Origin of the sequence: Paracoccus limosus (assembly GCF_009711185.1) — a bacterium.
GTDB lineage: Bacteria > Pseudomonadota > Alphaproteobacteria > Rhodobacterales > Rhodobacteraceae > Paracoccus > Paracoccus limosus.
In genome coordinates, this window is the sequence record NZ_WMIF01000012.1 from 68,107 (window position 1) to 90,784 (window position 22,678).

Here is a 22,678-nt window from a genome sequence, read left to right on the forward strand (position 1 = left end):
GCGGAAAAAGCTCGGCCAGAGCTTTTTCCGCGACGAAGGGGGGCAGAGCCCCCGGCCGCCGGCGCCACCGGTGCTATTGCTTGCGCTCCCAGCGCCCGCCGGCCTCGGACCAATATTCCGCCGCAGCCCCGGCCGCCTTCAGCGCCCGCCATTGGCCGCGCGCGCGCTCCAACGCTGCCGGGTCATTGCCGTCGAACAGGATGCAGACCCGCTCCAGCCGCCCGACCTCGTCCGCGGCGACCTCGGCTCCGTCCAGTGCGATCAGACAGGCGGGGGCGTTGCCGGCCACCTGCCCCCCGACGGTCAGCAGCACCGGCTGGCGGGCATCATGCGGCCCGCCGGCCAGCCCATGCGGCAGGAACCCGTCGCCCTGCCACAGGCCTTCGTCCAGCGCCATCTGGGCGGCGCGGTCCCTGCCCCTCAGCTCGATCCGCCAGCCGGCCTGCAGGCTCTTGCCGATCAGCGCCGGCAACAGCTGCCCCGGCCCCGAGCGGGTCAGGTGATAGAACAGGGCCGCGCCCATCTCAGCGCGCCTCGAACCCGTCGCGGATCAGCCGGTCCAGCGTCGCCACGCCCCAGCCCGAGGCCCCTTTCGGCGCCAGATCCCCGCCCGAAGGCGGCAACGCCACCCCGGCGATATCCAGATGGATCCAAGGCGTTCCCTCGCGCACGAAGCGTTGCAGGAACTGCGCGGCGGTGACCGATCCCGCCGGGCGACCGCCGGTGTTCTTGATATCGGCCAGCCGCGAGTCGATCAGCTTGTCATAGGCCGGCGCCAGCGGCATGCGCCACGCCCCCTCGCCCTCGGCTTCGGCCGCCGCCAGCAGCTTGCCGGCAAAGGCGTCGTCATTCGAAAACACCCCGGCCTTGTCATGGCCCAGCGCGATGATGATCGCCCCGGTCAGCGTCGCCAGATCCACCATGGCCACAGGCTTGAAGCGTTCCTGCGCATACCACAGCACGTCGGCCAGCACGAGCCGGCCCTCGGCATCGGTATTGATGACCTCGATCGTGTCGCCCTTCATCGACTTCACGATATCGCCGGGACGCTGGGCGCGGCCGTCGGGCATGTTCTCGACCAGACCGACCAGACCGACGACATTGGCCTTGGCCCGGCGCAGCGCCAGCGTGCGCATGACACCCGCCACGACGCCCGCGCCGCCCATGTCCATGGTCATCTCTTCCATGCCGGCGGCCGGCTTGATTGAGATGCCGCCGGTGTCAAAGACCACGCCCTTGCCGATCAGCGCCAAGGGCGCCTCGTCGCCGCCGCCGTTCCAGCGCATCACCACCACCTTGGAGGGGCTCTCCGAGCCCTGCCCCACCGCCAGCAGCGCGCGCAGGCCCAGCCGTGCCAGCTCGTCCTCGTCCAGCACCTCGACGTCGAGCCCCAGCTCGCGCATGGCCAACAGGCGGTCGGCGAAATCGCTGGTGGTCAGCACGTTCGCCGGTTCGTTCACCAGATCGCGGGTAAAGAACACGCCTTCGGCCAGCGCAGCACCGTCGCTGGCGGCACTGGCCAGCGCCTCGGGGTCGCGATGCATGAAGCTGACCTTGCCGCGAACCGAGGTCTCGTCCCCGTCCTTTTGCGACTTGTAGGCCGAGAAATCATAGGCGCGCAGCGCCAGCCCCAGCGCCACTTCGGCCGCGCGCGGGTGATCTTGCGACAGCACGGTCACACCGGCCTTGCCCAGCCGGGCGCCGATGGCACCACCGGCGCGGCGCGCGGTCACGGCATCGGTCTTGCGCGGCAGCGCCACCAGCTGCAGCGCCTCGGCGGCCATGCCGGCGGGAAAGGACAGCTCCAGCGCCTTGCCGGGCTTGACCGCCTTCCATGCGTCCGAGGCCAGCGCCCGCACCACCGCCTCGCGCGTCGGGCGCGGCAGGCCCGCCGGCAGGCGGCCGCCTTCCTGCACGAGGATCGCGATGCGCCCGTCGCGCGCGGCAAGCCCCTCGTTTTCCGCCGGGATGAAAGAGATTTCCACAGGATGGCTCATCGGTCCGCCTCTTTTTATGCGTCGTTCCCGGGGGAAACTAGTCACGCCGCCGCCTCTTGACCAGCCGGGGGTTTCGCAATTCAGGCCAAGGAGCTATGCAATCGGATGACCCCGCCGCAGCCGCCCCGGATTCCATGTCCCGCATCGACCGTTATATCCTGTCGCAGTTCCTGACGCTGTTCGGGTTCTTTGCGCTGGTTCTCGTCTCGGTCTACTGGATCAACCGGGCGGTTTCGCTGTTCGAGCAGCTGATTTCGGACGGGCAGACCGCATTGGTGGTGCTGGAGTTCACCGCGCTGACGCTGCCTCTGGTGATCTCGGTCGTGCTGCCGATCGCGGCCTTTGCCGCCACCGCCTATGGCACCAACCGGCTGTCGGGCGAATCCGAGCTGGTGGCGATGCAGGCGGCGGGTATGTCGCCATGGCGGCTGGCGCGGCCGGTGCTGATGTTCGGTGTTCTGGTGGCGCTGATGGTGGCGCTGCTGGTCCATGCGCTGGTGCCCATGGCCCGCGCCCGCATGACCGAGCGTCAGGCCCAGATCGCCCAGAATGTCACCGCGCAATTCCTGCGCGCCGGCGCCTTTCAGTTCCCGGTGGACGGGGTGACGCTTTACATCCGCGATATCGCCAGCGACGGCCGGTTGCAGGACTTCTATCTGGAGGATGCGCGCAATCCGCAGAACCAGACCACCTATACCGCCACCGAGGCGCTGATGGTGCGCACCGATGCCGGCGCGCGGCTGGTGCTGCTGCAGGGTATGGCGCAGAACCTGCGTCTGACCGACGGCGAGCAGCGGCTGTCGGTGACGCGTTTCGATGAGCTGGCCTATGATCTGGCCAGTCTGGTCGGCAATCCCGCCGCCCGGCGTCAGGATCTGCGCGCCTATTCGACGCTGCGCCTGCTGCATCCCGACGCCGAGCTTCTGGCCGCAACCGGCGCCAGCGCCGATAAGGCCAAGGCCGAGGCGCATGGCCGCCTTGCCAAGCCGCTGCAGGCCCCGGTCGCGGCCATGCTGGGCTTTGCCATGCTGCTCTTGGGCGGTTTCAGCCGCTTTGGCGTCTGGCGTCAGGTGATCTGGGCGGTGATGGCGCTGATCTTTGTGCAATTTCTGGTGACGGCAGCCGAAAATCAGGTGGCGCACGACGCCAGCCGCTGGCCGCTGATCTATGCCCCGGCGCTGGTCGGCGCGCTGATCTGCGCGCTGGTGCTGTGGCTTGCCGCCCGGCCGCGCGGCCGCCGGCGCAGGAGGGCTGCCGCATGATCCTGTCCGCATATGTCGCCCGGCGTTTCCTGCGGCTGCTTCTGATGATCGCGGCCATCTTCGGGGCGATCCTGTTTCTGATCGACATCGTCGAGCAGATCCGGCGTTTTTCGGGCCAAGGCATCGGGCTGGCGGGCGCGGCGGGGCTGTCGGCGCTGAACATCACCGGCAGCTTTTATTCGATCCTGCCGCTGATCACCGTGCTGGCCGGGATCGCGCTGTTTCTCAGCATGTCGCGCAGCTCGGAACTGGTGGCGATCCGTGCCTCGGGGCGCTCGGGGATCCGGGTGCTGGCCGCGCCGGCGCTTGCGGCGGCCCTGGCCGGGGCTCTTTGCGTGGCGGTGGTGAACCCGATGGTCGCGGCCACCGCCAAACGCTATGACGCCGCCGTGGCCCGGATCGAAAGCGACAACGGCCAGACCGTCAGCCTGTCGGACGATGCCGTCTGGCTGCGTCAGGCGCTGTCGACCCAGAACGCCGATGGCAGCCGCACCCAGGGTCAGGTGGTGATCCGCGCCAACCGCGCCAGCCCGGATGCGACCACGCTTTACGATGCCACCTTCATGGTCTTTGCCCCCGACACAGGCCCGACCCGGCGCATCGACGCCCGCGAGGCCCGGCTGGCCAGCGGTGCATGGCAGCTGACCGACGTCAAGGAATGGCCGCTGACCGAGATGAACCCCGAGGCCATGGCCAAGACCATGTCGCAGCTGGAGCTGCCGACCGATCTGACTGCCGCGCGCATCCGCGACAGCTTTGGCCGGCCCGAGGCGATTCCGATCTGGCAACTGCCCGGCTTTATCAAGGGGCTGGAACGCGCCGGCTTTTCGGCGCAGCGCCACAAGGTCTGGCTGCAGATGGAATTGGCGCGGCCGCTCTTGATGGCGGCGATGGTGGCCATTGCCGCCGCCTTCACGATGCGGCACATGCGCGGCAGAAAGATGGGCATGCTGGTGCTGGGGGCCTTTGGCTGCGGCATCGGGCTGTTCTTCCTGCGCAATCTGGCGCAGGTGCTGGGTGATAATGGCGGCATCCCCCCGGTTCTGGCCGGATGGGCGCCGCCCGTTGCGGCGCTGCTCTTTGCGCTGGGGGCATTGTTGCGGCTGGAGGACGGATGATGAGCAGTCGAAATGGATCGCGCCGGGGCAAGGCGCGCCGCGCCGTCTGGCTGCTGGCCGCGCCTCTGGCCGCGCTGCCCGCCGCCGGCCTGCCGCAGGCGGCCTTGGCGCAAAGCCTGACCAGCGACGGCCAGACGCTGCCGGTCTATGGCGATCTCGACGGTTTCGTGATGGGCGGCACTTCGGGCCCGGCGCTGGCCCCGACCGAGACCGCGGACGGCAACCAGCGCTTTGCCGATGGCACCGAGGCCCCGCATGCGCCCAGCGTCGCGCGCGGTGGCGGTGCGGTGCATATCCGGCCCGGCGCCGCCTCTGAACGCAACAGTCCGGCGACGCTGCTGGCTGATGATGTGACGCTGGACAGCGAAGGCCGGCTGACCGCCTCGGGCGGGGTGGTGATCTGGTATCAGGGCACGCGGCTGATCGCCTCGCGCGTGATCTATGACCGCAAGACCGGCGGCGCGGTGATCGAGGGGCCGATCCATCTGACCCAGCCCGACCGGGGCGGCACGCCCGACGAAACCATCGTCATCGCCGACAGCGCCCAGCTGGACGCCAACCTGCAGGACGGCATCCTGCGCGGGGCGCGGCTGGTCCTGGCGCGCGAATTGCAGCTGGCGGCGCGGCAGATGCAGCGCAGCGACGACGGCCGGCTGACCACGCTGGACAATGTCGTGGCTTCCAGTTGCCAGATCTGCGCCAGCGATCCGATCCCGCTGTGGGAAATCCGCGCCCGGCGCATCACGCATGACAAGGTGGCGCGCACGCTGCATTTCGACCAGCCGCAGTTCCGCGCCTTTGGCGTGCCGCTGCTGAGCCTGCCGGCGCTGACCGCGCCCGATCCGACCGTGGACCGCATGACCGGCTTTCTGCGACCCAAGTTCCGCACCACCACGGCGCTGGGTCCGGGGATCAAGCTGCCCTATTTCGTGACGCTGGGCGATCATGCCGACATCACGCTGACGCCCTATCTGGCGACGAACCGCACCAACACGCTGGAGCTGCGCTATCGCCAGGCCTTCAGCAATGGCGCGCTGGAGCTGAACGGCGCCGTCACCCGCGACGACATCGAGCCGGGCACGACGCGCGGCTATCTGTTCGGCGCCGGCCGATTCGAGCTGCCGCGCGGCTATGTGCTGGGCCTGCAGATCCAGACCGCCAAGGACCGCGCCTATCTGCTGGATTACGGCATCACCGATGCTGACCGGCTGTGGAGCGGGATCACGCTGGACCGGGTGGCGCGCGACCGCATGCTGACCGCGCGCGTCGGCAATTACGAATCGCTGCGCGACGATGAACCCGATGCGGTCACGCCCTCGATCGTCGCCGATGCCCTGTGGCAAAGACGCTGGCAACCCGGCCGCATCGGCGGCATTGCCAGCGTGGAATGGTCGCTGCATGCGCATCGCCGTTCGTCCAGCATGGACCATGTCGGGCGCGACATGGCGCGTGGCTCGGTCAGTCTGGACTGGCAGCGCGCCGAGATCCTGCCCTGGGGCGTGCTGGGCACCGTGCAGACGCAGCTCAATGCCGATATCTACCGCATCAATCAGGACAGCGATTACGAGGATTGGGTGCTGCGCGCCGATCCCGTCGTCTCGGCCGAGCTGCGCTGGCCCTTTGCCCGGCATTCGGGCGGTGTCACCCATATCATCGAGCCGGTGGCGCAGCTGATCTGGTCGCCCGAACAGAACGCCGAGGACAAGCTGCCCAACGAAGACAGCAGCCTGATCGAGTTCGACGAGGGCAACCTGTTCTCGCTGAACCGCTTTCCGGGCTGGGACGCCCGCGAATCGGGGCTGCGGCTGAACGCCGGGATCGGCTGGACGCGGATTGATCCGGCCGGCTGGTCAATCGGTCTGACGGCGGGGCGGGTGTTTCGCACCGAGCCCGATCCGGCCTTTGCCGCCATGGGGCCGCAGGGCAAGAAAAGCTCGGACTGGCTGCTCTCGGCGAATTATCAGGGCTCGAACGGGCTGGCGCTGGTCAACCGGGCGCTGTTTGACGACAATCTGTCGATCAGCCGCAACGAGCTGCGGCTGGGCTGGCTGCGGCCGGGGCTGCAATTGTCGGCGGGCTATCTGTGGCTGGATTCCAACCCGGCCGAGGATCGGATGCAGAATGTCTCGGAGCTGACCACCAATGCCGGCTGGCAGATCCGCGACGGCTGGTGGGCCACCGCCGAGACCCGTTACGATTTCTCGGCCGACCGCGCGCAAAAGGCCAAGTTCGGGCTGGAATACCGCAACGAATGCGTTTCGGTGGAAATGGCGCTGGAGCGGCGCTTTACCTCGACCGAGACGCTGCAGGCCGATACCAGCTTCGATCTGGGCGTGCGGCTGAACGGATTTGGCAAGCAGCCCTCTGGTCCGGGAACGGTGGCGCGGCGGGCCTGCCTGCGCTAAGGTCCGGCGAAACGACACGACGAGGAAAGTGATGCGGCGAATTCTTCTGGGTGCGGCAGCGGCCGCGATGCTCGCAGCGATCGGGCCGGGTGCACTGCCGGCCCTTGCCCAGGGCAATCCGTTTCAGCCGCTGGTCTATGTCAACGATTCTGCCGTCACCCGCTATGAGGTCGATCAGCGGGTCAAGTTCATGCAGCTGCTGCGCGCCCCCGACGCCACCCCGGCCGGCGCCGAAAAGGCCCTGATCGACGAGCGGCTGCGCAACGGCGCCGCCAAGCAGATCGGCGTCAAGCCGACCCCGCAGCAGATCGACGCCGCGCTGGAGGAATTCGCCTCGCGCGGGAATCTCAGCACCGATCAATTCGTCCAGCTGCTGGAACACAACGGCATCGACCGCCGGACCTTCGAGGATTACGTGGTCTCGGGCCTGCTGTGGCGTGACTTCGTGCGCCAGCGCCTTGTCGCGCTGGTCCGCGTCACCGATGCCGAAGTGGATCAGGAGATGAAAAAGATCATCGAGACGCCGCAGATCACCAGCGTCTCGCTGTCCGAGATCATCATTCCCGCCCCCGCCGGTCAGGAGGGTCAGGCCAAGGCACTGGCCGAGCGCATCGCCGCGGAAAGCCACAGCGAGGCGCGCTTTGCCGCCTTTGCCCGGCAATATTCGGCGACGCCCTCGGCGGCCAATGGCGGTCGGCTGCCGACCACGGCGCTGACCAACCTGCCGCCGACGCTGCGCCCCATCCTGCTGCAGATGCAGCCCGGACAGGTCAGCCAGCCGCTGCAGGTGCAGGGCGCCGTCGTGCTGTTCATGCTGCGCGCCACCCATGGCACCCTGCGCCCCGGCGCCGAAAGCCAGGTGCTGGATTTCGTGCGCTTTCGTCTGAGCTCGGCGCAGGAAGCGGCGCGGATCGCGGCTGTTTCGGACACTTGCGCCGATCTTTTCGTGCATGCCCGTGGCCTGCCGGCCGAGCAGATCCAGCGCCAGTCGCTGCCGCAAAGCCAGATCCCGCAGGGCGAGGCGATCCGGCTGGCGGTGCTGGACGAGAACGAAACCACTGTCGTCAATTACGGCGGGGCGGTCGAACTGCTGATGCTGTGCAAGCGCAGCCCGGCTCTGGCGCTGGCCGAGCCGCCGGCCCCGGTCGCCACCAAGAAAGGCGAGGAGCCCGCAGCGGATCCGAACGCGCTGCCGCAGCGCGAAGAGATCCGCAACCAGATCTTCAACCGCAAGGTCGGCGAAGAGGCCGAGAGCTATCTGGCCGATCTGCGGGCGGATGCGATCATCCGCCGGCCGTGACGCGACCATGAGTGCAGCCCCGGCGGCGGCGCAAATCGCAGCCGCAGCGGGGGCTCTGCCCCCACGCAGCGCCACCCCCGGAACCGGGGGCGTCGCCGCGTCCCCCCGGGATATTTGGACACGAAAGAATGACTGAGCCCCGCCCCATCATCCTGACCTGCGGCGAGCCGGCCGGCGTCGGCCCGGAACTGGCCGCCAAGGCCTTGGCCGCTGGCGTGCCCTTTGTCTATCTGGGCGATCCGCGTCATCTGCCCGCCGGCACCCGCTGGGCCGAGGTGGCGACGCCCCTGGAGACGGTCGGGCCGGGCATCCTGCCGGTGCTGCGCCATGATTTCGCCGGGGTGGCGGTGCCGGGACGGCCCGATCCCGCCAATGCCGCCGGTGTGATCGCGGTCATCGCGCGCGCGGTCGAGCTGGCGCTTTCGGGGGCGGCGGCGGGCATCTGCACCTTGCCGATCAGCAAGGAGGCGCTGAAGAAGGGCGCGGGTTTTGCATTTCCGGGCCATACTGAATATCTGGCGCATCTGGCCGGAGATGTGCCGGTGGCGATGATGCTGGCCTCGACCAATGTCGAGCCGCCGTGCCGGGTGGTGCCGGCGACCATCCATATTGCCCTGTCCGAGGTTCCGCGCGCCCTGACACCGGCGCTGCTGGAGCAGGCGATCCGCATTACCGAGGCCGCGATGCGGCGCGATTTCGGGCTGGCGCGGCCAAGGCTGGCGGTGGCGGGGCTGAACCCGCATGCCGGCGAAAACGGCGTGATGGGCGATGACGAGATGCGCTGGATTGCGCCTTTGGTGGCGCGGCTGCGGGCCGAGGGGCTGGAGCTGACCGGTCCACTGCCGGCGGATACGATGTTCCATCCCGCCGCCCGTGCCCGCTATGACGCAGCGATCTGCGCCTATCACGATCAGGCCCTGATCCCGATCAAGACGCTGGATTTCGCCGGGGGCGTCAATGTGACGCTGGGCCTGCCCTTTGTGCGCACCTCGCCCGATCACGGCACGGCTTTCGACATCGCGGGCCAAGGCAAGGCGGATGCGGCCAGCGTCATCGCTGCGCTGCGCATGGCCTGGGACATGGCCTTGCGCCGGCAAGGGGGGATCCGCGCATGAGCACCATCGACGGGCTGCCGCCGCTGCGCGAGGTGATCGCGCGCCATGATCTGCGCGCCAAAAAGCAGCTGGGCCAGAACTTTCTGCTGGACCTGAACCTGACCGCCAAGATCGCCCGCGCTGCCGGTGACCTGCGCGGTTGCGACGTGATCGAGGTCGGCCCCGGCCCCGGCGGGCTGACGCGTGGCCTGCTGGCCGAGGGCGCGCGCCGGGTGCTGGCCATCGAAAAGGACGAACGCGCCCTGCCCGCGCTGGCCGAGATCGCCGAGGCCTATCCCGAGCGCTTGCAGGTGATCCTGGGCGACGCGCTGGAGGTGGACCCGCTGGCGCATCTGACGCCGCCGATCCGCATCGTTGCGAACCTGCCCTATAACGTCGGCACCGAGCTGCTGATCCGCTGGCTGACGCCGTCACAATGGCCGCCCTTTTGGCAGTCGCTGACGCTGATGTTCCAGAAAGAGGTGGCCGAGCGCATCGTGGCGAAACCCGGTGGCAAGGCCTATGGTCGGCTGGCGGTGCTGGCGCAATGGCGCAGCGATGCGCGTATCGTCATGACCCTGCCGCCCGAGGCATTCGTGCCCGCGCCCAAGATCCATTCCGCCGTGGTGCATCTGACCGCGCTGCCCGAGCCGCGCTTTCCCGCCGATCCGGCGGTGCTGAACCGCGTCGTCGCGGCCGGGTTCAACCAGCGCCGCAAGATGCTGCGCGCCTCGTTGAAGGGATTGCACCCGCAGATCGAGGAATTGCTGCTGGCGGCCGGCATTCAGCCCACCGCGCGGGCCGAAGAGATCGGCTTGGAGCACTTCTGCGCGCTGGCGCAGCAATTGGCTGCCGCGCCGCGCTGATCGCTTATTCGCCGGAAGCCTTTTCCGCAGCCGGGGCGGCATCGCCTTCGGCGGCGGGCTTGCGCCGGCTGCGCGGGGCAGCGGTGCCGGCCGGGGCGGCAGCACGGGTGCGGCGGCGCGGCGCGGGCTTGTCAGCTGCCTCGGCGGGGGCCTCCTCGGCCGGGGTCGCAACCTCGTCCGCAGCATGGGGCTGCGGCGCCGGCTCGGCGGCCGGGGCTTCGACCTGCGGGCGGGCCGGCTCGGCGGCGGTTTCGGGCGTGGCAACCGGGCCGCTGACGGCCTCATCGCCGACGTCATCGGCCGAGATCACCGGCGGCAGGCCGGACTGCTCGGTCGCAACCACCTCGGGGCGCGGCTGACGGCGGTCGTCGCGGCGGTTTTCATCACGGCGGTTTTCGTCCCGACGCTCATCCCGGCGGTTGTCATCGCGACGCTCATCACGGCGATTGTCGTCGCGACGGTTGTCGTTGCGATTGTCGCGGCGGTTGTCATCGCCGCGCTCTTGCGGGCGATCGTGGCGCGGCTGGGTGTTGCAAGCCTCGCCGGGCTGGCCGTCCTCGCGGTCCTCGTCGCGCGAAAAGCCGTTCTGATGGCCTTGGCGTTCCGCCATTTCGCGCTGCGCCTCACCCAACATGCGGGTGTAATGCTCGGCATGTTGCAGGAAGCTCTGCTCGGCGACGCGGTCGTTCGAGAGTTGCGCGTCACGAGCCAGTGTCAGATATTTCTCGATGATCTGCTGGGGCGTGCCGCGCACCTTCCCCTCGGGACCCGAGGAATCAAAGACGCGGTTGACGATATTGCCAAGCGTGCGCTGGCGGTTCGACTTGTTACGCGAACGGGATTTGGATGATCTCATCAGCTTGTTGTCAATTCGTGGTCCGGAAAACAGCCGGCACAGGTTAGGGTCATTTCTTGCAGCGGGTGCCAGTTCAGGACCGCGCGGCTGCGCAATTCCCGGATTACCAGTAAAGGCTGAGTATAACTGACCCGTGCGTGGGCGGTTCGCCCCCGTCACAGGCTTCACTAAACACCCGGAAGCGGTCATGACAAGGGGAATCTGCCGTTTTTTCGGCATTATCCTGAATTATCTGTGTCACTGGCCGGCATCCTGGCCCAGACCAGCCGATCCCGCCCGCCAAGGTCCTGACGCAGCGTCACTTGGCTGAGGCCTGCGGCCCGCATCAACGCCATGACCGCCGCGCCTTGGGCGAACCCGATCTCGACCATCAGCCGTCCGCCGGGGCGCAGATGCGCAGGTGCCGCAGCGCAGATGGCGCGATAGGCCGCCAGCCCGTCACCGCCATCGGTCAGCGCCAGATGCGGTTCCCAGTCACGCACCTCGGGCGACAGGCCGGGCATTTCGTCCAGCGCGATATAGGGCGGATTCGACACGATCAGGTCAAAGCGTTCATCGACGGCGGCGAACCAGTCGGATTGCCGGAATTCTGCGTTAACGCCAATGGTTTCTGCGTTCTGCCGCGCCACCGCCAGCGCCGCAGGCGACAGGTCGCAGCCGATGCCACGCGCCGCAGGCCGTTCGGCCAGCAGCGAAATCAGGATTGCGCCGCTGCCCGTGCCCAGATCCAGCACTGAGGCGAAGGGCTCGGCCAGAGCCTGTTCGACCAGCAGCTCGGTTTCCGGGCGCGGGTCCAGCACATCGGGGGTGACGCGGAATTCGTGGTTCCAGAAGGCGCGCCGCCCGGTGATCTGGCTGACCGGCTGACGGTCGGCCCGCGCCGCAATGACACGGTCATATTCGGCGATCAGCGCAGGATCGGCCGGGGCCGCCAAAAGCTCGCGCAAGCGATGACGGGGCACGGGCTGGCCGCCTGCCCTGCCCGCCGCGTGCAAAAACAACGCCTGAGCATCACCGGCCGCCGCCTCGATCCCGGCCTCGGTCAGATGCCGGGTTGCCGAAGCCAGCAGATCGCCGCCGGTCGGGGTCATTCCGCCTCGGCCAGCCGCGCGGCCTGGTCATGGGCGATCAGCGCATCGGTGATCTCGGTCAGGTCGCCCGCAATGATGCGGTCCAGCGCATAAAGCGTCAGACCGATGCGGTGATCGGTCATGCGGCCCTGCGGAAAGTTATAGGTGCGGATGCGTTCCGAACGGTCGCCCGAGCCGACCTGGCTTTTGCGATCCGCGGCGCGGGCGGCATCGACGCGCGAGCGTTCCAGATCGTAAAGCCGCGCCCGCAGCACCGCCATGGCATTGGCGCGGTTCTGGTGCTGGGATTTTTCCGAACTGGTCACGATGATGCCGGTCGGCAGATGGGTGATGCGCACCGCCGAGTCGGTGGTGTTGACATGCTGACCACCCGCGCCCGAGGCGCGCATGGTGTCGATGCGGATGTCGCCGGCGGGAATGTCGATATCAACCTCGGCCGCTTCGGGCAGCACGGCGACGGTGGCGGCGCTGGTATGGATGCGGCCGCCCGATTCCGTTTCCGGCACCCGCTGCACGCGATGCACGCCGGATTCGTATTTCAGCCGGGCAAAGACGCCTTCGCCTTCGATCCGGGCAACGGCCTCGCGCACGCCACCCAGATCGGATTCGGCCAGTTCCAGGATCTGGAACTGCCAGCCCTGCGATTCGGCAAAGCGGCGATACATGCTCAGAAGATCGCCTGCGAACAGCGCCGCCTCTTCGCCGCCGGTGCCGGGGCGGATCTCGACGATGGCCGGGCGGGCATCGGCGGCATCCTTGGGCAAAAGCGCGATGCGCAGCGCCTGCTCCAGTTCGGGCTGCAGGGCGCGCAGGCGCACCAGCTCGTCCTCGGCCAGGCCGCGCATTTCCGGATCGGCCAGCATGGCCTGTGCCTCGGCGATGCCGTCCTGCGCCGCACGCCATTCGCCGATCTGCGCCACGACGGGTTTCAGATCGGCATATTCGCGGCTGATGCGGGCAATCTCGTCAGCCGACGGGCCGGCGTTCAGCTTGGCTTCGAGAAACTCGAAACGCTGGATGATCTGATCAAGGCGGTCGGTGGGCAGCATGGGGTCGGATTACCGGCAAGGCGCCCGGCCCGCAACACGCAAAAGGCCGCCCGCAGGAACGGACGGCCAAAGGACGGGGCGGCCTTGCGCAGGGCAATGGCCGGACCCGTGGGATCAGGCGCGGATCACTCGGCCTTGGCGGCCTCGGCGCCGATCTTGATCTCAAGCTCGTCGCCCACGGCCGGGGCGAACTTGCCGAGGTTGAAATCCGACCGCTTGATCGTGGTTTCGGCCTCGAAACCGGCCACTTCCTTGCCGCTCATCGGATTCTTGTCGAGTTGCTTCAGATCGACCTCCAGCACCACGGGCTTGGTGACGCCGTTCAGGGTCAGATCGCCCGAGACCTTGGCCTCCTTGTCGCCATCCAGCTCGACCTTGGTCGATTTGAAAGTCGCGACGGCAGCGGCCTGGTCGGTGTTGAAGAAATCGGGGCCGAACAGATGCTTGTCCAGTTCGGGCGAGACCGTATGCAGGCCCGACAGCGGCACCGTGGCCTCGACGCTGGATTTCTCGGGCGCATCCGCGTCCAGAACCACCTTGCCGGTCACGCCGTTGATGATGCCGGTACTGATCGAAAAGCCCATGTGGCTGTAGTCGAACACGACCTGGCTGTGCGCCGGGTCGAAGTCATAGGTGACGGGCGCGGCCATAGCGGCAGTCGCACCAAGGGTTGCAACGGCAAACGCAGTGGCAAAAACGGGTTTCATGCGGGACTCCTGATAAAAACGGTCATGAGAGGGTGACGGTGAAATGCGTCAACCGCAACAATGGTTTCCATAACAAAGCCTGACATTGTTGTGTGACGCCCCATTGACGAAACTGTCCCGCCGCTGCGGCGACAATCGCGCCTCTGCCGGCAATTGCTGTTGCAATCGGCCGCACTGCCGCTATAAGGCCCCATCCTTCCGCAAACACGAAACCGGCGCAGCCTCTCGTGATGGGGCGCGGAGGGCTTGGCCCCATTGTTGAAATGCGCCTCGAAAAAAGGGACCGGCATGCCGCTTTATGAGCATGTGCTGATCGCCCGTCAGGACCTGTCGAACACGCAGGCCGAAGGGCTGATCGAACATTTTTCGACCGTTCTCGCCGATAACGGCGGTAAGGTTGTCGAAAACGAATACTGGGGTGTGCGCACCCTCGCCTACAAGATCAACAAGAACCGCAAAGGCCACTACGCCTTCCTGCGTTCGGATGCGCCCTCGGCCGCCGTGCAGGAAATGGAGCGTCTGGCCCGTCTGCATGACGACGTGATGCGCGTCCTGACCGTCCGCGTGGACGAGCACAAGGAAGGCCCGTCGATCCAGATGCAGAAGCGCGACGAGCGCGAGCGTGGGGATCGTGGCGACCGCGGTGATCGTGGCGAGCGCCGCGACCGTGACGGTGATCGTGGCGAACGCCGCGAGCGTCGTGACCGCGACGACCGGAACTAAGGGAAAGGACCCAGAATCATGGCGAACAAACCCTTCTTCCGCCGTCGGAAAGTCTGCCCGTTCTCGGGCGAGAACGCTCCGGCGATCGACTACAAAGACACGCGTCTGCTGCAACGCTACATCAGCGAGCGCGGCAAGATCGTTCCCTCGCGCATCACCGCCGTCTCGGCAAAGAAGCAGCGTGAACTGGCCCGCGCCATCAAGCGCGCCCGCTTCCTCGCCCTGCTTCCCTACGCCGTGAAGTAAGGAGAGACGATCATGCAAGTCATCCTGCTGGAACGTGTGGCCAAGCTGGGCCAGATGGGCGATGTCGTGAAGGTCAAAGACGGCTTCGCGCGCAACTTCCTGCTGCCGCAAGGCAAGGCGATGCGTGCCTCGGACGCCAACATCAAGGCTTTCGACGAGCGCAAGGCCGACCTGGCTGCCAAAAACGACGAGACCCGCGCCGATGCACAGAAGGCGGCCGAGAAACTCGACGGCCAGATCTTTGTCATCATCCGTTCGGCTTCGGACGCTGGTGCGCTTTACGGTTCGGTCACCCCGCGTGACGCAGCCGACGCCGCCAATGCCGAAGGTTTCGCGGTCGAGCGCCGTCAGGTCGTCCTGACCGCGCCGATCAAGGAACTGGGCCTGCACGACGTGCGCGTCCACCTGCACCCGGAAGTCGATGCGACCATCCGTCTGAACGTGGCCCGTTCGACCGAGGAAGCCGAGCTGCAAGCTTCGGGCAAATCGATCCAGGAACTGGCCGCCGAAGCTGACGCGGCTGCCGATTTCGAGATCGCCGAGCTGTTCGACGACATCGGTTCGGCCGGTCGCGACGAAGACGAAGAGAACTGATCGCGCCACAAGGCCGATCTGGGGAAACGCGCCGCTTTGCCGGCGCGTTTTTCATTTCCGGGGCTGGGTTGCGGCAGGTATTCTCCGCATCAGCATTCCTGCCGATGGGCGGGTGGCCGGGGGCTCTGCCCCCGACGCCGCCTCGGCCCCTCGATGGGACCGTGGCGGCGTTCCCCCGGGATATTTCGACACGAAAGAATGCAATAAGGATTGTCTGTCAGCCGTCCTTGAGGGTTTCCTTTTGCGTGATCAGCCGGGCCGAGTTCTGTCCCGACAGGAAGATCCACAGCCAGCTGAGCGCCACCATCAGCCGCGAGCGCGCGCCGATCAGGAAATAGATATGCGCGATGCCCCAGACCCACCACGCCAGCCAGCCGCGCAGCTTGAAGCTGCCGTATTCGATCACCGCCGCATTGCGGCCGATGGTCGCCAGATTGCCCATGTGGCGATAGCGGAACGGCCCCGGTTCCGGCCGGTCCAGCAGCCGGGCGCGGATCGTGCGGGCGGCATGGCTGCCCTGTTGCTTGGCCGCAGGGGCGACGCCGGGCACCGGCTTGCCGTCCGATTCGACATGGGCCGTGTCGCCCAGCACGAAGATCTGCGGATCGTCGGGCAGCGTCAGCGTGGGCGTGACCATGACGCGGCCGGCGCGGTCGGCCTCGGCGCCCAGCCAGTCCTTGGCGCGCGAGGCCTGCACGCCCGCCGCCCAGATCACCGTGCGCGCGGCGATCGGCTGATCGCCCAGCACAATGCCCTTGGCCGAGACATCGGTGACCGGCGTGCCGGTGTGTACCTCGACCCCGCGCCCTTCAAGCGCCGACTTGGCGTAATCCGATTGTGTCTCGGAAAAGGCCGGCAGGATGCGCGGTCCGGCCTCGATCAGCATGACCCGCGCCTTGCGGGTGTCGATATGGCGAAACTCCTGCGGCAGGATGCGATGGGCCAGTTCGGCGATGATGCCGACCAGCTCGACCCCGGTCGGGCCGGCGCCGATGACGGCAAAGGTCAGATGCGCCTGTCGGCCTGTCTCATCTGCGGCCAGTTCGGCGCGCTCAAAGGCCAGAAGCAGCCGGCGCCGAATCGTCGTGGCATCCTCGAGCGTCTTCAGGCCGGGCGCATCCGCCTCCCATTGATCCTTGCCGAAATAGGCGTGGCGGGCGCCGGTGGCCAGCACCAGCGTGTCATAGCCGATGCGCTGGCCACCGCGCAGTACCACCTCGCGCGCGGGGCGGTCCACGCCCTCGACCGTGCTGAGCAGCGTCGTCACCTCCTTGCGCTCGCGCAGCACCCGACGGATCGGCCAAGCGATTTCCGAGGTCGAGAGCAGCGTCGTCGCCACCTGATACAGCAGCGGCTGAAAGAGGTGATGGTTGCGCTGGTCGATCAGGGTAATCTGGCAATCCAGACCGCGCAGGTCCTGAACCAGTTGCAGGCCGGCAAACCCGGCTCCGACGACGACGATACGGTGTTTCAAGGAATGGGCTCCTGTTCGCGGGTCCGGGCCTGATCCTGTCGCGCTGCGCCATCTGGGAAAAGCCGGAACGCGCCGATCCCCGCCAATGATCGCAATTTGCCCGGCCATTACAAGCCTGTCGCAGAGCTGCCACAAGTCGGGGCATTTTGCGGCTGGACCAGAGCGCGCGCCGGGGTTAAACACCAGCTCCCGCCCAGCGGGACTTTACAATTCCAGGTCGAACACGCGCCTAGAAAACCCGCCTTTTGCGCGGGTTTCCGGCATGCGCGCCTGCCGCAGCGTAACGATGTGTTCCCTCTTTGAGCCACCATATATAGGTGGCCATCATCGCCAGATGTCTATATAATGACAAAAGCGCCCGAACAGCAGCGAGTCGGAAACCGGCTGGCCACAGGACCGCCCCCCGCAACTACAGGTGGTTCGGACCCGGGCGCGACGCGATGACAGGATAAAAAAGGATCGAGGCATGAGCATCACCGTCTATTCCAAACCGGCCTGCGTCCAATGCACTGCGACCACCCGTGCGCTGGATGCCAAGGGGCTGGCCTATCAGATCATAGACCTGACCGAGGATGATGCGGCGATGGAGCTGGTGACCTCGCTGGGCTATCGTCAGGCCCCGGTCGTCGTGGCCGGCGAGTCGCATTGGGCCGGGTTCCGGCCCGACATGATCGGCCGCCTTGCCTGACCGACATGGGCGGGCTGGTCTATTACTCTTCGGCCTCGGGGAACACGGCGCGTTTCGTGCAGCGGCTTGGCCTGCCAGCCGGGCGCATCCCGATCTCGGCCAAGGAGGCAATGCCGGCGCCCGCCCTGCCCCATGTGCTGATCTGCCCGACCTATGCCGATGGCGAAGGTCGGGGCGCGGTCCCCAAGCAGGTGATCCGCTATCTGAACGATCCCGACCGCCGCGCCCTGTTGCGCGGCGTCATTGCCACCGGCAACCGGAACTTCGGGGCGACCTACGCCCTGGCCGGCAAGGTGATCGCCGAAAAATGCGGCGTCCCTTTGCTGTATAGTTTCGAGCTGGCCGGAACCGAAACTGACATTGCCCGCGTGCTGGCGGGGCTTGAGAAATTCTGGGGGACGGAATGCTTGACGATGGCGTAAAGGCCGAGCTGGACTATCACGCGCTGAACGCGATGCTGAACCTCTATGACAATGAGGGGAAAATCCGCTTTGACGCGGATCGCAAGGCTGCGCGGCAGTATTTCCTGCAGCATGTGAACCAGAACACCGTCTTCTTCCACAATCTGGACGAAAAGCTGCGCTATCTGGTCGATGAGGGCTATTACGAGCCCGAGGTGCTGGACCAGTATTCCAAGAATTTCCAGCGCGCGATCTGGGACGCGGCCTATGCCCGCAAGTTCCGCTTTCCCACCTTCCTTGGCGCGTTCAAATATTACACCAGCTATACTCTGAAGACCCGCGACGGGCAGCGCTATCTTGAACGTTACGAGGACCGCGTCGTCATGGTCGCGCTGGCGCTTGCGCGCGGCGACGAGGCGCTGGCGATGAGCTTCATGGAAGAGGTGCTGTCGGGCCGCTTCCAGCCGGCGACGCCGACCTTCCTGAACGCCGGGAAAAAGTCGCGCGGCGAGCTGATTTCCTGTTTCCTGCTGCGGCTGGAAGACAACATGGAATCGATCGGCCGCAGCATCAACTCGGCGCTGCAACTGTCGAAACGCGGCGGCGGCGTGGCCCTGATGCTGACCAACCTGCGCGAGGCGGGTGCGCCGATCAAGGGCATCGAGAACCAGTCCTCGGGCGTCATTCCGGTGATGAAACTCCTGGAGGACAGCTTCAGCTATGCCAACCAGCTGGGCGCGCGTCAGGGTGCCGGTGCAGTGTATCTGAATGCGCATCACCCCGATATCCTGCGCTTCCTGGATACCAAGCGCGAGAATGCCGACGAAAAGATCCGCATCAAGACGCTGTCCCTTGGAGTCGTGATCCCGGACGTGACCTTTGAATTGGCCAAGCGCAACGAGGACATGTATCTGTTCTCGCCCCATGACATTCAAAAGGTCTATGGCGTGCCGTTTTCCGAAATCTCGGTCACCGAGAAATATCAGGAAATGGTCGACGACAAGCGCATTAAGAAGCGCAAGATCAATGCGCGCGAGTTCTTCCAAACCATCGCCGAGATCCAGTTCGAAAGCGGCTATCCCTATATCATGTTCGAGGACACGGTGAACCGTGCCAACCCCGTGCATGGCCGCATCACCATGTCGAACCTGTGCAGCGAAATCCTGCAGGTGAACGAGGCATCCGAGTTCAACGAGGATCTGAGCTACAGCCATCTGGGCACGGATATTTCCTGCAACCTCGGTTCGCTGAATATCGCCGCGACCATGGACGGCCCCGATCTGGGCGCCACGGTTGAGGCCGCGATCCGCTCGCTGACCGCCGTGTCGGAAATGTCGGCCATTGACGCGGTGCCATCGATCCGGCGCGGCAATGACGAAGCCCATGCCGTCGGTCTGGGCCAGATGAACCTGCACGGGTTCCTGGCGCGCGAACGCATCCATTACGGCAGCCCCGAGGGTGTCGAGTTCACCAGCGTCTATTTCGCCGCCGTCGCCTATCACGCGATCCGCGCCTCGAACCTGCTGGCGCGGGAACATGGCAGCACGTTCAAGGATTTCGACAAGTCGAAATATGCTGATGGCTCGTTCTTTGACAAATATACCGAGCGCGACTGGCTGCCGACGCTGCCCGATGTGGCGCGCGTGTTTGAGGACAAGACCCTGCCCACCCGCGAGGATTGGGCGGCGCTGAAGCGCGACGTGATGGCGCATGGGCTTTACAACCGCAACCTGCAAGCGGTGCCGCCCACCGGCTCGATCAGCTATATCAACAACTCGACCAGCTCGATCCACCCGATCGTGGCCAAGATCGAGATCCGCAAGGAAGGCAAGATCGGCCGCGTCTATTACCCCGCCGCCTTCATGTCGAACGAGAACATCGAATATTACCGCGACGCCTACGAGATCGGCCCCGAGGCGATCATCGACACCTATGCCGCCGCGACCGAGCATGTCGATCAGGGCCTGTCGCTGACGCTGTTCTTCCCGGCCGAGGCGACCACCCGCGACATCAACCGCGCCCAGATCTATGCGTGGAAGAAGGGCATCAAGACGATCTATTACATCCGCCTGCGCCAGACCGCGCTGGAAGGGACCGAAGTGCAGGGCTGCGTGAGCTGCACGCTCTGATCGCGGGGGGCTCTCCCCCCGCACCCCCGAGGATATTTGAACACGAAAGAAAGATCTTCGCGATGAAGGATCATGTGACGCGCGCGCCCCTGCGGGCCATCAACTGGAACCGTCTGGAGGACGAGAAGGATCTGGAGGTCTGGAACCGGCTGACGGTGAACTTCTGGCTGCCGGAAAAGGTGCCGCTGTCGAACGACGTGCAAAGCTGGGCCACGCTGCGCCCGGCCGAACGCGAGCTGACGATCCGGGTCTTTACCGGGCTGACGCTTCTCGACACCATCCAGAACACCATCGGCGCGCCCTCGATGCTGCCCGATGCGCTGACCCCGCATGAAGAGGCGGTGCTGTCGAACATCTCGTTCATGGAGGCGGTGCATGCGCGCAGCTATTCCTCGATCTTTTCGACGCTCTGCCTGACGAAAGAGGTCGATGAAGCCTTCCGCTGGGCCGAGGAGAACCCGCATCTGCAGGCCAAGGCCCGGCTGGTGCTGGAGAAATACAAGGCCGGCGCCGATCCGCTGAAGCGCAAGATCGCCTCGGTCTTTCTGGAAAGCTTCATGTTCTATTCCGGCTTTTACCTGCCGATGTATTGGTCGAGCCGCGCCAAGCTGACCAACACCGCCGACCTGATCCGTCTGATCATCCGCGATGAGGCGGTGCATGGTTATTACATCGGCTACAAGTTTCAGCGCGGGTTGGAAAAGCTGGATCCGGCGCGGCAGCAAGAGCTAAAGGATTTCGCCTTTGCGCTGATCTTCGATCTTTACGACATCGAGTCGAAATATACCGCCGAGCTTTACGACGGCATCGGCCTGACCGAAGATGTGAAGGCATTCCTGCATTACAACGCCAACAAGGCACTACAGAATCTCGGCTATGAGGCGCTGTTCCCGCCCGCCGCCTGCGAGGTCAACCCCGCGATCATGGCCGCGCTGTCGCCCGACAGCGAGAACCACGATTTCTTCTCGGGCTCGGGCTCGTCCTATGTCATCGGCAAGGCGGTCGCGACCGAGGATGAGGATTGGGATTTCTGATCGCCCCTTGGCGCGGTCATACAGATCGGTAATCTGCGGCGATGAATGAAATCACGCTTTTGATCGGTCGCGCCGCCCCCTTGCCCGATGGCGGCGCGCTCAGCGGCATCGCAAAGACGCCGGTTGCGGGGCCGCTCGCGCTGGGGTCCGAGGGGTTTGCCGGCGACGAACAGGCCGACCGCCGCGTGCATGGCGGCCCGGAAAAGGCCGTGCATCACTATCCGCGGGACCATTACGACGCCTGGGCGCGCGATCTGGGCCCGCTGCCGGTGCTGGCCGTGCCGGGGGCCTTTGGCGAGAACATCTCGACCAGTGGCATGACCGAGGACGGTGTTGCCGTTGGCGATGTGTTCCGTCTGGGCAGCGCGATCTTGCAGGTCAGCCAAGGCCGCCAGCCCTGCTGGAAACTCTCGCGCCGCTTTGGTGTGGCCGACATGGCGCGGCGTGTGCAAGACAGCGGCCGCACCGGCTGGTATTACCGCGTCTTGCAAGAGGGCAGCGTGGCCAGCGGCGACAGCCTGCAGTTGATCGACCGGCTGGCCCCGGACTGGAGCCTCGCGCGGCTGTGGCGGGCGCTTTACGTCAACCGGCTGGACCGCGATGAACTCGCCGGTATCGCCGCGCTCGACGTGCTGGCCGAAGGCTGGCGCCGCTATGCCGTCCGGCGTCTGGAAAGCGGCCGGGTCGAGGACTGGACCGCCCGGCTTGAGGGCAAGGCATGACGCTGGTCATCTCGATCCAAAGCCAGGTGGTGCTGGGCCATGTCGGCAATTCGGCGGCGGTGTTTCCGATGCTGGCCGCCGGGCTCGAGGTCGCGCCGGTGCCGACGGTGGTGTTTTCGAACACGCCGGATTATCCGACCCTGCGCGGCCGCCCGATGCCGGCGGATTTCTTTGCCGAATTGCTGCGCGGCGTCTGGGAACGCGACTTGCCGCAGCGCGCGGCCTATCTGGTGACCGGCTATATCGGCTCGCCCGAGGTCGCGGCGCTCACCGCCGATTTCGTCGCCGAGGCCAAGGCCGCCAACCCCGCCCTGCGCTATTACTGCGACCCGGTGATGGGCGACGAACTGCCCGGCCTCTATGTGCCGCAGGAAATTGCCCGCACCTTCCGCGACCGGCTGCTGCCGATGGCCGATCTGGCCTCGCCGAACCCGTTCGAGGTCTCGTATCTGACCGGCCAGCCGATCGCCGGACTGGCCGATATTCCCAAGGCCGCGCAGGCGCTGCGCATGGCGCCGCAGGCGCAGCTGATCGTCACCGGCTGCCGGCTGCGCGAAACCGCCGCCGGCATGCTGGAAAGCGTCGTCCACGGCCCCGAAGGCATCAGCCGCCACCCGATCCCGCATCTGCCTGTCGCCATGGCCGGCACGGGTGATCTCTTTGCCGGTCTTGTCCTGGCCGCACTCGGCCATGATCGCAGCCTGCCGCAGGCGGTCGATTTCGCCCAGGCCCAGACCTCGCGCGCCCTCGCCCGCGCCGCCGCCCTGAACCGCAAGGAGATCGTGCTCAGCGACCCGGATTTCCGCGCCGCACTTCTGACGTTCTGACCGCTTCTTTCGTGTTCAAATATCCCGGGGGGCGAGGAGCGCCCGGAAAAAGGTCCGCCGGACCTTTTTCAGCGACGAGCGGGGGCAGAGCCCCC

Annotated in this window: 22 protein-coding genes; 15 read left to right on the plus strand and 7 right to left on the minus strand. The window is 66.4% G+C overall.

What is annotated here, in order from left to right; all coding sequences use genetic code 11:
* Positions 1-73 precede the first annotated feature (73 nt).
* Positions 74-523 (minus strand): DNA polymerase III subunit chi, encoded by a 450-nt coding sequence (locus tag GL279_RS10305; RefSeq protein ID WP_155064545.1) that lies wholly within the window; start codon positions 521-523, stop codon positions 74-76.
* 1 nt (position 524) lies between these two features.
* Positions 525-1,997, minus strand: a complete 1,473-nt coding sequence (locus GL279_RS10310) for a leucyl aminopeptidase (protein WP_155064546.1) — start codon at positions 1,995-1,997, stop codon at positions 525-527.
* Between the two features lie 134 nt (positions 1,998-2,131).
* Between GL279_RS10310 and lptF the strand changes: the two genes are divergently transcribed.
* From lptF to rsmA, 6 genes are all read left to right on the plus strand, one after another.
* Entirely contained in the window at positions 2,132-3,259 is a 1,128-nt protein-coding gene (gene lptF, locus GL279_RS10315; RefSeq protein ID WP_155064583.1) for an LPS export ABC transporter permease LptF, read from the plus strand.
* Positions 3,256-4,377, plus strand: a complete 1,122-nt coding sequence (gene lptG, locus GL279_RS10320) for an LPS export ABC transporter permease LptG (protein ID WP_155064547.1) — start codon at positions 3,256-3,258, stop codon at positions 4,375-4,377. The genes lptF and lptG overlap by 4 nt, the downstream gene beginning before the upstream one ends.
* Entirely contained in the window at positions 4,377-6,782 is a 2,406-nt protein-coding gene (locus GL279_RS10325) for an LPS-assembly protein LptD (protein ID WP_155064548.1), read from the plus strand. The genes lptG and GL279_RS10325 overlap by 1 nt, the downstream gene beginning before the upstream one ends.
* Positions 6,783-6,813: 31 nt before the next feature.
* Complete coding sequence (locus GL279_RS10330; RefSeq protein ID WP_155064549.1) at positions 6,814-8,082, plus strand: peptidylprolyl isomerase; 1,269 nt, start codon at positions 6,814-6,816, stop codon at positions 8,080-8,082.
* A gap of 128 nt (positions 8,083-8,210) precedes the next feature.
* Positions 8,211-9,197, plus strand: a complete 987-nt coding sequence (pdxA, locus tag GL279_RS10335) for a 4-hydroxythreonine-4-phosphate dehydrogenase PdxA (RefSeq protein ID WP_155064550.1) — start codon at positions 8,211-8,213, stop codon at positions 9,195-9,197.
* Positions 9,194-10,042, plus strand: a complete 849-nt coding sequence (rsmA, locus tag GL279_RS10340; protein ID WP_155064551.1) for a 16S rRNA (adenine(1518)-N(6)/adenine(1519)-N(6))-dimethyltransferase RsmA — start codon at positions 9,194-9,196, stop codon at positions 10,040-10,042. The genes pdxA and rsmA overlap by 4 nt, the downstream gene beginning before the upstream one ends.
* Positions 10,043-10,046: 4 nt before the next feature.
* On the opposite strand, the gene GL279_RS10345 is transcribed toward rsmA, so the two are convergent.
* From GL279_RS10345 to GL279_RS10360, 4 genes are all read right to left on the minus strand, one after another.
* Positions 10,047-10,898: a DUF4167 domain-containing protein gene (locus GL279_RS10345; protein ID WP_155064552.1), complete on the minus strand. Its 852-nt coding sequence runs from the start codon at positions 10,896-10,898 to the stop codon at positions 10,047-10,049.
* Positions 10,899-11,116: 218 nt separating this feature from the next.
* The gene (gene prmC / locus GL279_RS10350; RefSeq protein ID WP_155064553.1) at positions 11,117-11,989 is read right to left on the minus strand and encodes a peptide chain release factor N(5)-glutamine methyltransferase; all 873 of its coding nucleotides are present in this window, start codon (positions 11,987-11,989) and stop codon (positions 11,117-11,119) included.
* The gene (prfA, locus tag GL279_RS10355) at positions 11,986-13,038 is read right to left on the minus strand and encodes a peptide chain release factor 1 (protein ID WP_155064554.1); all 1,053 of its coding nucleotides are present in this window, start codon (positions 13,036-13,038) and stop codon (positions 11,986-11,988) included. Before prfA ends, prmC begins: the two co-directional genes overlap by 4 nt.
* Positions 13,039-13,163: 125 nt before the next feature.
* Positions 13,164-13,745: a YceI family protein gene (locus GL279_RS10360; RefSeq protein WP_155064555.1), complete on the minus strand. Its 582-nt coding sequence runs from the start codon at positions 13,743-13,745 to the stop codon at positions 13,164-13,166.
* A gap of 288 nt (positions 13,746-14,033) precedes the next feature.
* On the opposite strand from GL279_RS10360, the gene rpsF reads away from it, so the two are divergent.
* The 3 genes from rpsF to rplI are packed head-to-tail and all read left to right on the plus strand — an operon-like array spanning position 14,034 to position 15,308.
* Positions 14,034-14,468, plus strand: a complete 435-nt coding sequence (gene rpsF / locus GL279_RS10365) for a 30S ribosomal protein S6 (RefSeq protein ID WP_155064556.1) — start codon at positions 14,034-14,036, stop codon at positions 14,466-14,468.
* A gap of 18 nt (positions 14,469-14,486) precedes the next feature.
* Positions 14,487-14,714: a 30S ribosomal protein S18 gene (rpsR, locus tag GL279_RS10370; RefSeq protein WP_020949472.1), complete on the plus strand. Its 228-nt coding sequence runs from the start codon at positions 14,487-14,489 to the stop codon at positions 14,712-14,714.
* 12 nt (positions 14,715-14,726) lie between these two features.
* Positions 14,727-15,308 carry a 50S ribosomal protein L9 gene (gene rplI / locus GL279_RS10375; protein ID WP_155064557.1) on the plus strand — a complete coding sequence of 194 codons (582 nt, stop codon included), beginning with the start codon at positions 14,727-14,729 and terminating at the stop codon, positions 15,306-15,308.
* A 217-nt stretch (positions 15,309-15,525) separates the two neighbouring features.
* On the opposite strand, the gene GL279_RS10380 is transcribed toward rplI, so the two are convergent.
* The gene (locus GL279_RS10380; protein WP_155064558.1) at positions 15,526-16,782 is read right to left on the minus strand and encodes an NAD(P)/FAD-dependent oxidoreductase; all 1,257 of its coding nucleotides are present in this window, start codon (positions 16,780-16,782) and stop codon (positions 15,526-15,528) included.
* A 466-nt stretch (positions 16,783-17,248) separates the two neighbouring features.
* Between GL279_RS10380 and nrdH the strand changes: the two genes are divergently transcribed.
* The 6 genes from nrdH to pdxY all read left to right on the plus strand — a co-directional run bounded on the left by nrdH (position 17,249) and on the right by pdxY (position 22,583).
* Positions 17,249-17,470 carry a glutaredoxin-like protein NrdH gene (gene nrdH / locus GL279_RS10385; RefSeq protein ID WP_155064559.1) on the plus strand — a complete coding sequence of 74 codons (222 nt, stop codon included), beginning with the start codon at positions 17,249-17,251 and terminating at the stop codon, positions 17,468-17,470.
* A 5-nt stretch (positions 17,471-17,475) separates the two neighbouring features.
* The gene (gene nrdI / locus GL279_RS10390) at positions 17,476-17,892 is read left to right on the plus strand and encodes a class Ib ribonucleoside-diphosphate reductase assembly flavoprotein NrdI (RefSeq protein ID WP_155064560.1); all 417 of its coding nucleotides are present in this window, start codon (positions 17,476-17,478) and stop codon (positions 17,890-17,892) included.
* Complete coding sequence (gene nrdE, locus GL279_RS10395) at positions 17,874-20,000, plus strand: class 1b ribonucleoside-diphosphate reductase subunit alpha (RefSeq protein WP_155064561.1); 2,127 nt, start codon at positions 17,874-17,876, stop codon at positions 19,998-20,000. The genes nrdI and nrdE overlap by 19 nt, the downstream gene beginning before the upstream one ends.
* A 62-nt stretch (positions 20,001-20,062) precedes the next feature.
* Complete coding sequence (gene nrdF / locus GL279_RS10400; RefSeq protein ID WP_155064562.1) at positions 20,063-21,034, plus strand: class 1b ribonucleoside-diphosphate reductase subunit beta; 972 nt, start codon at positions 20,063-20,065, stop codon at positions 21,032-21,034.
* Positions 21,035-21,075: 41 nt separating this feature from the next.
* Entirely contained in the window at positions 21,076-21,756 is a 681-nt protein-coding gene (locus GL279_RS10405) for an MOSC domain-containing protein (protein WP_155064563.1), read from the plus strand.
* Positions 21,753-22,583, plus strand: coding sequence for a pyridoxal kinase (gene pdxY, locus GL279_RS10410; protein WP_155064564.1), 831 nt, complete (start codon positions 21,753-21,755; stop codon positions 22,581-22,583). Before GL279_RS10405 ends, pdxY begins: the two co-directional genes overlap by 4 nt.
* The last annotated feature ends 95 nt before the right edge of the window (positions 22,584-22,678 follow it).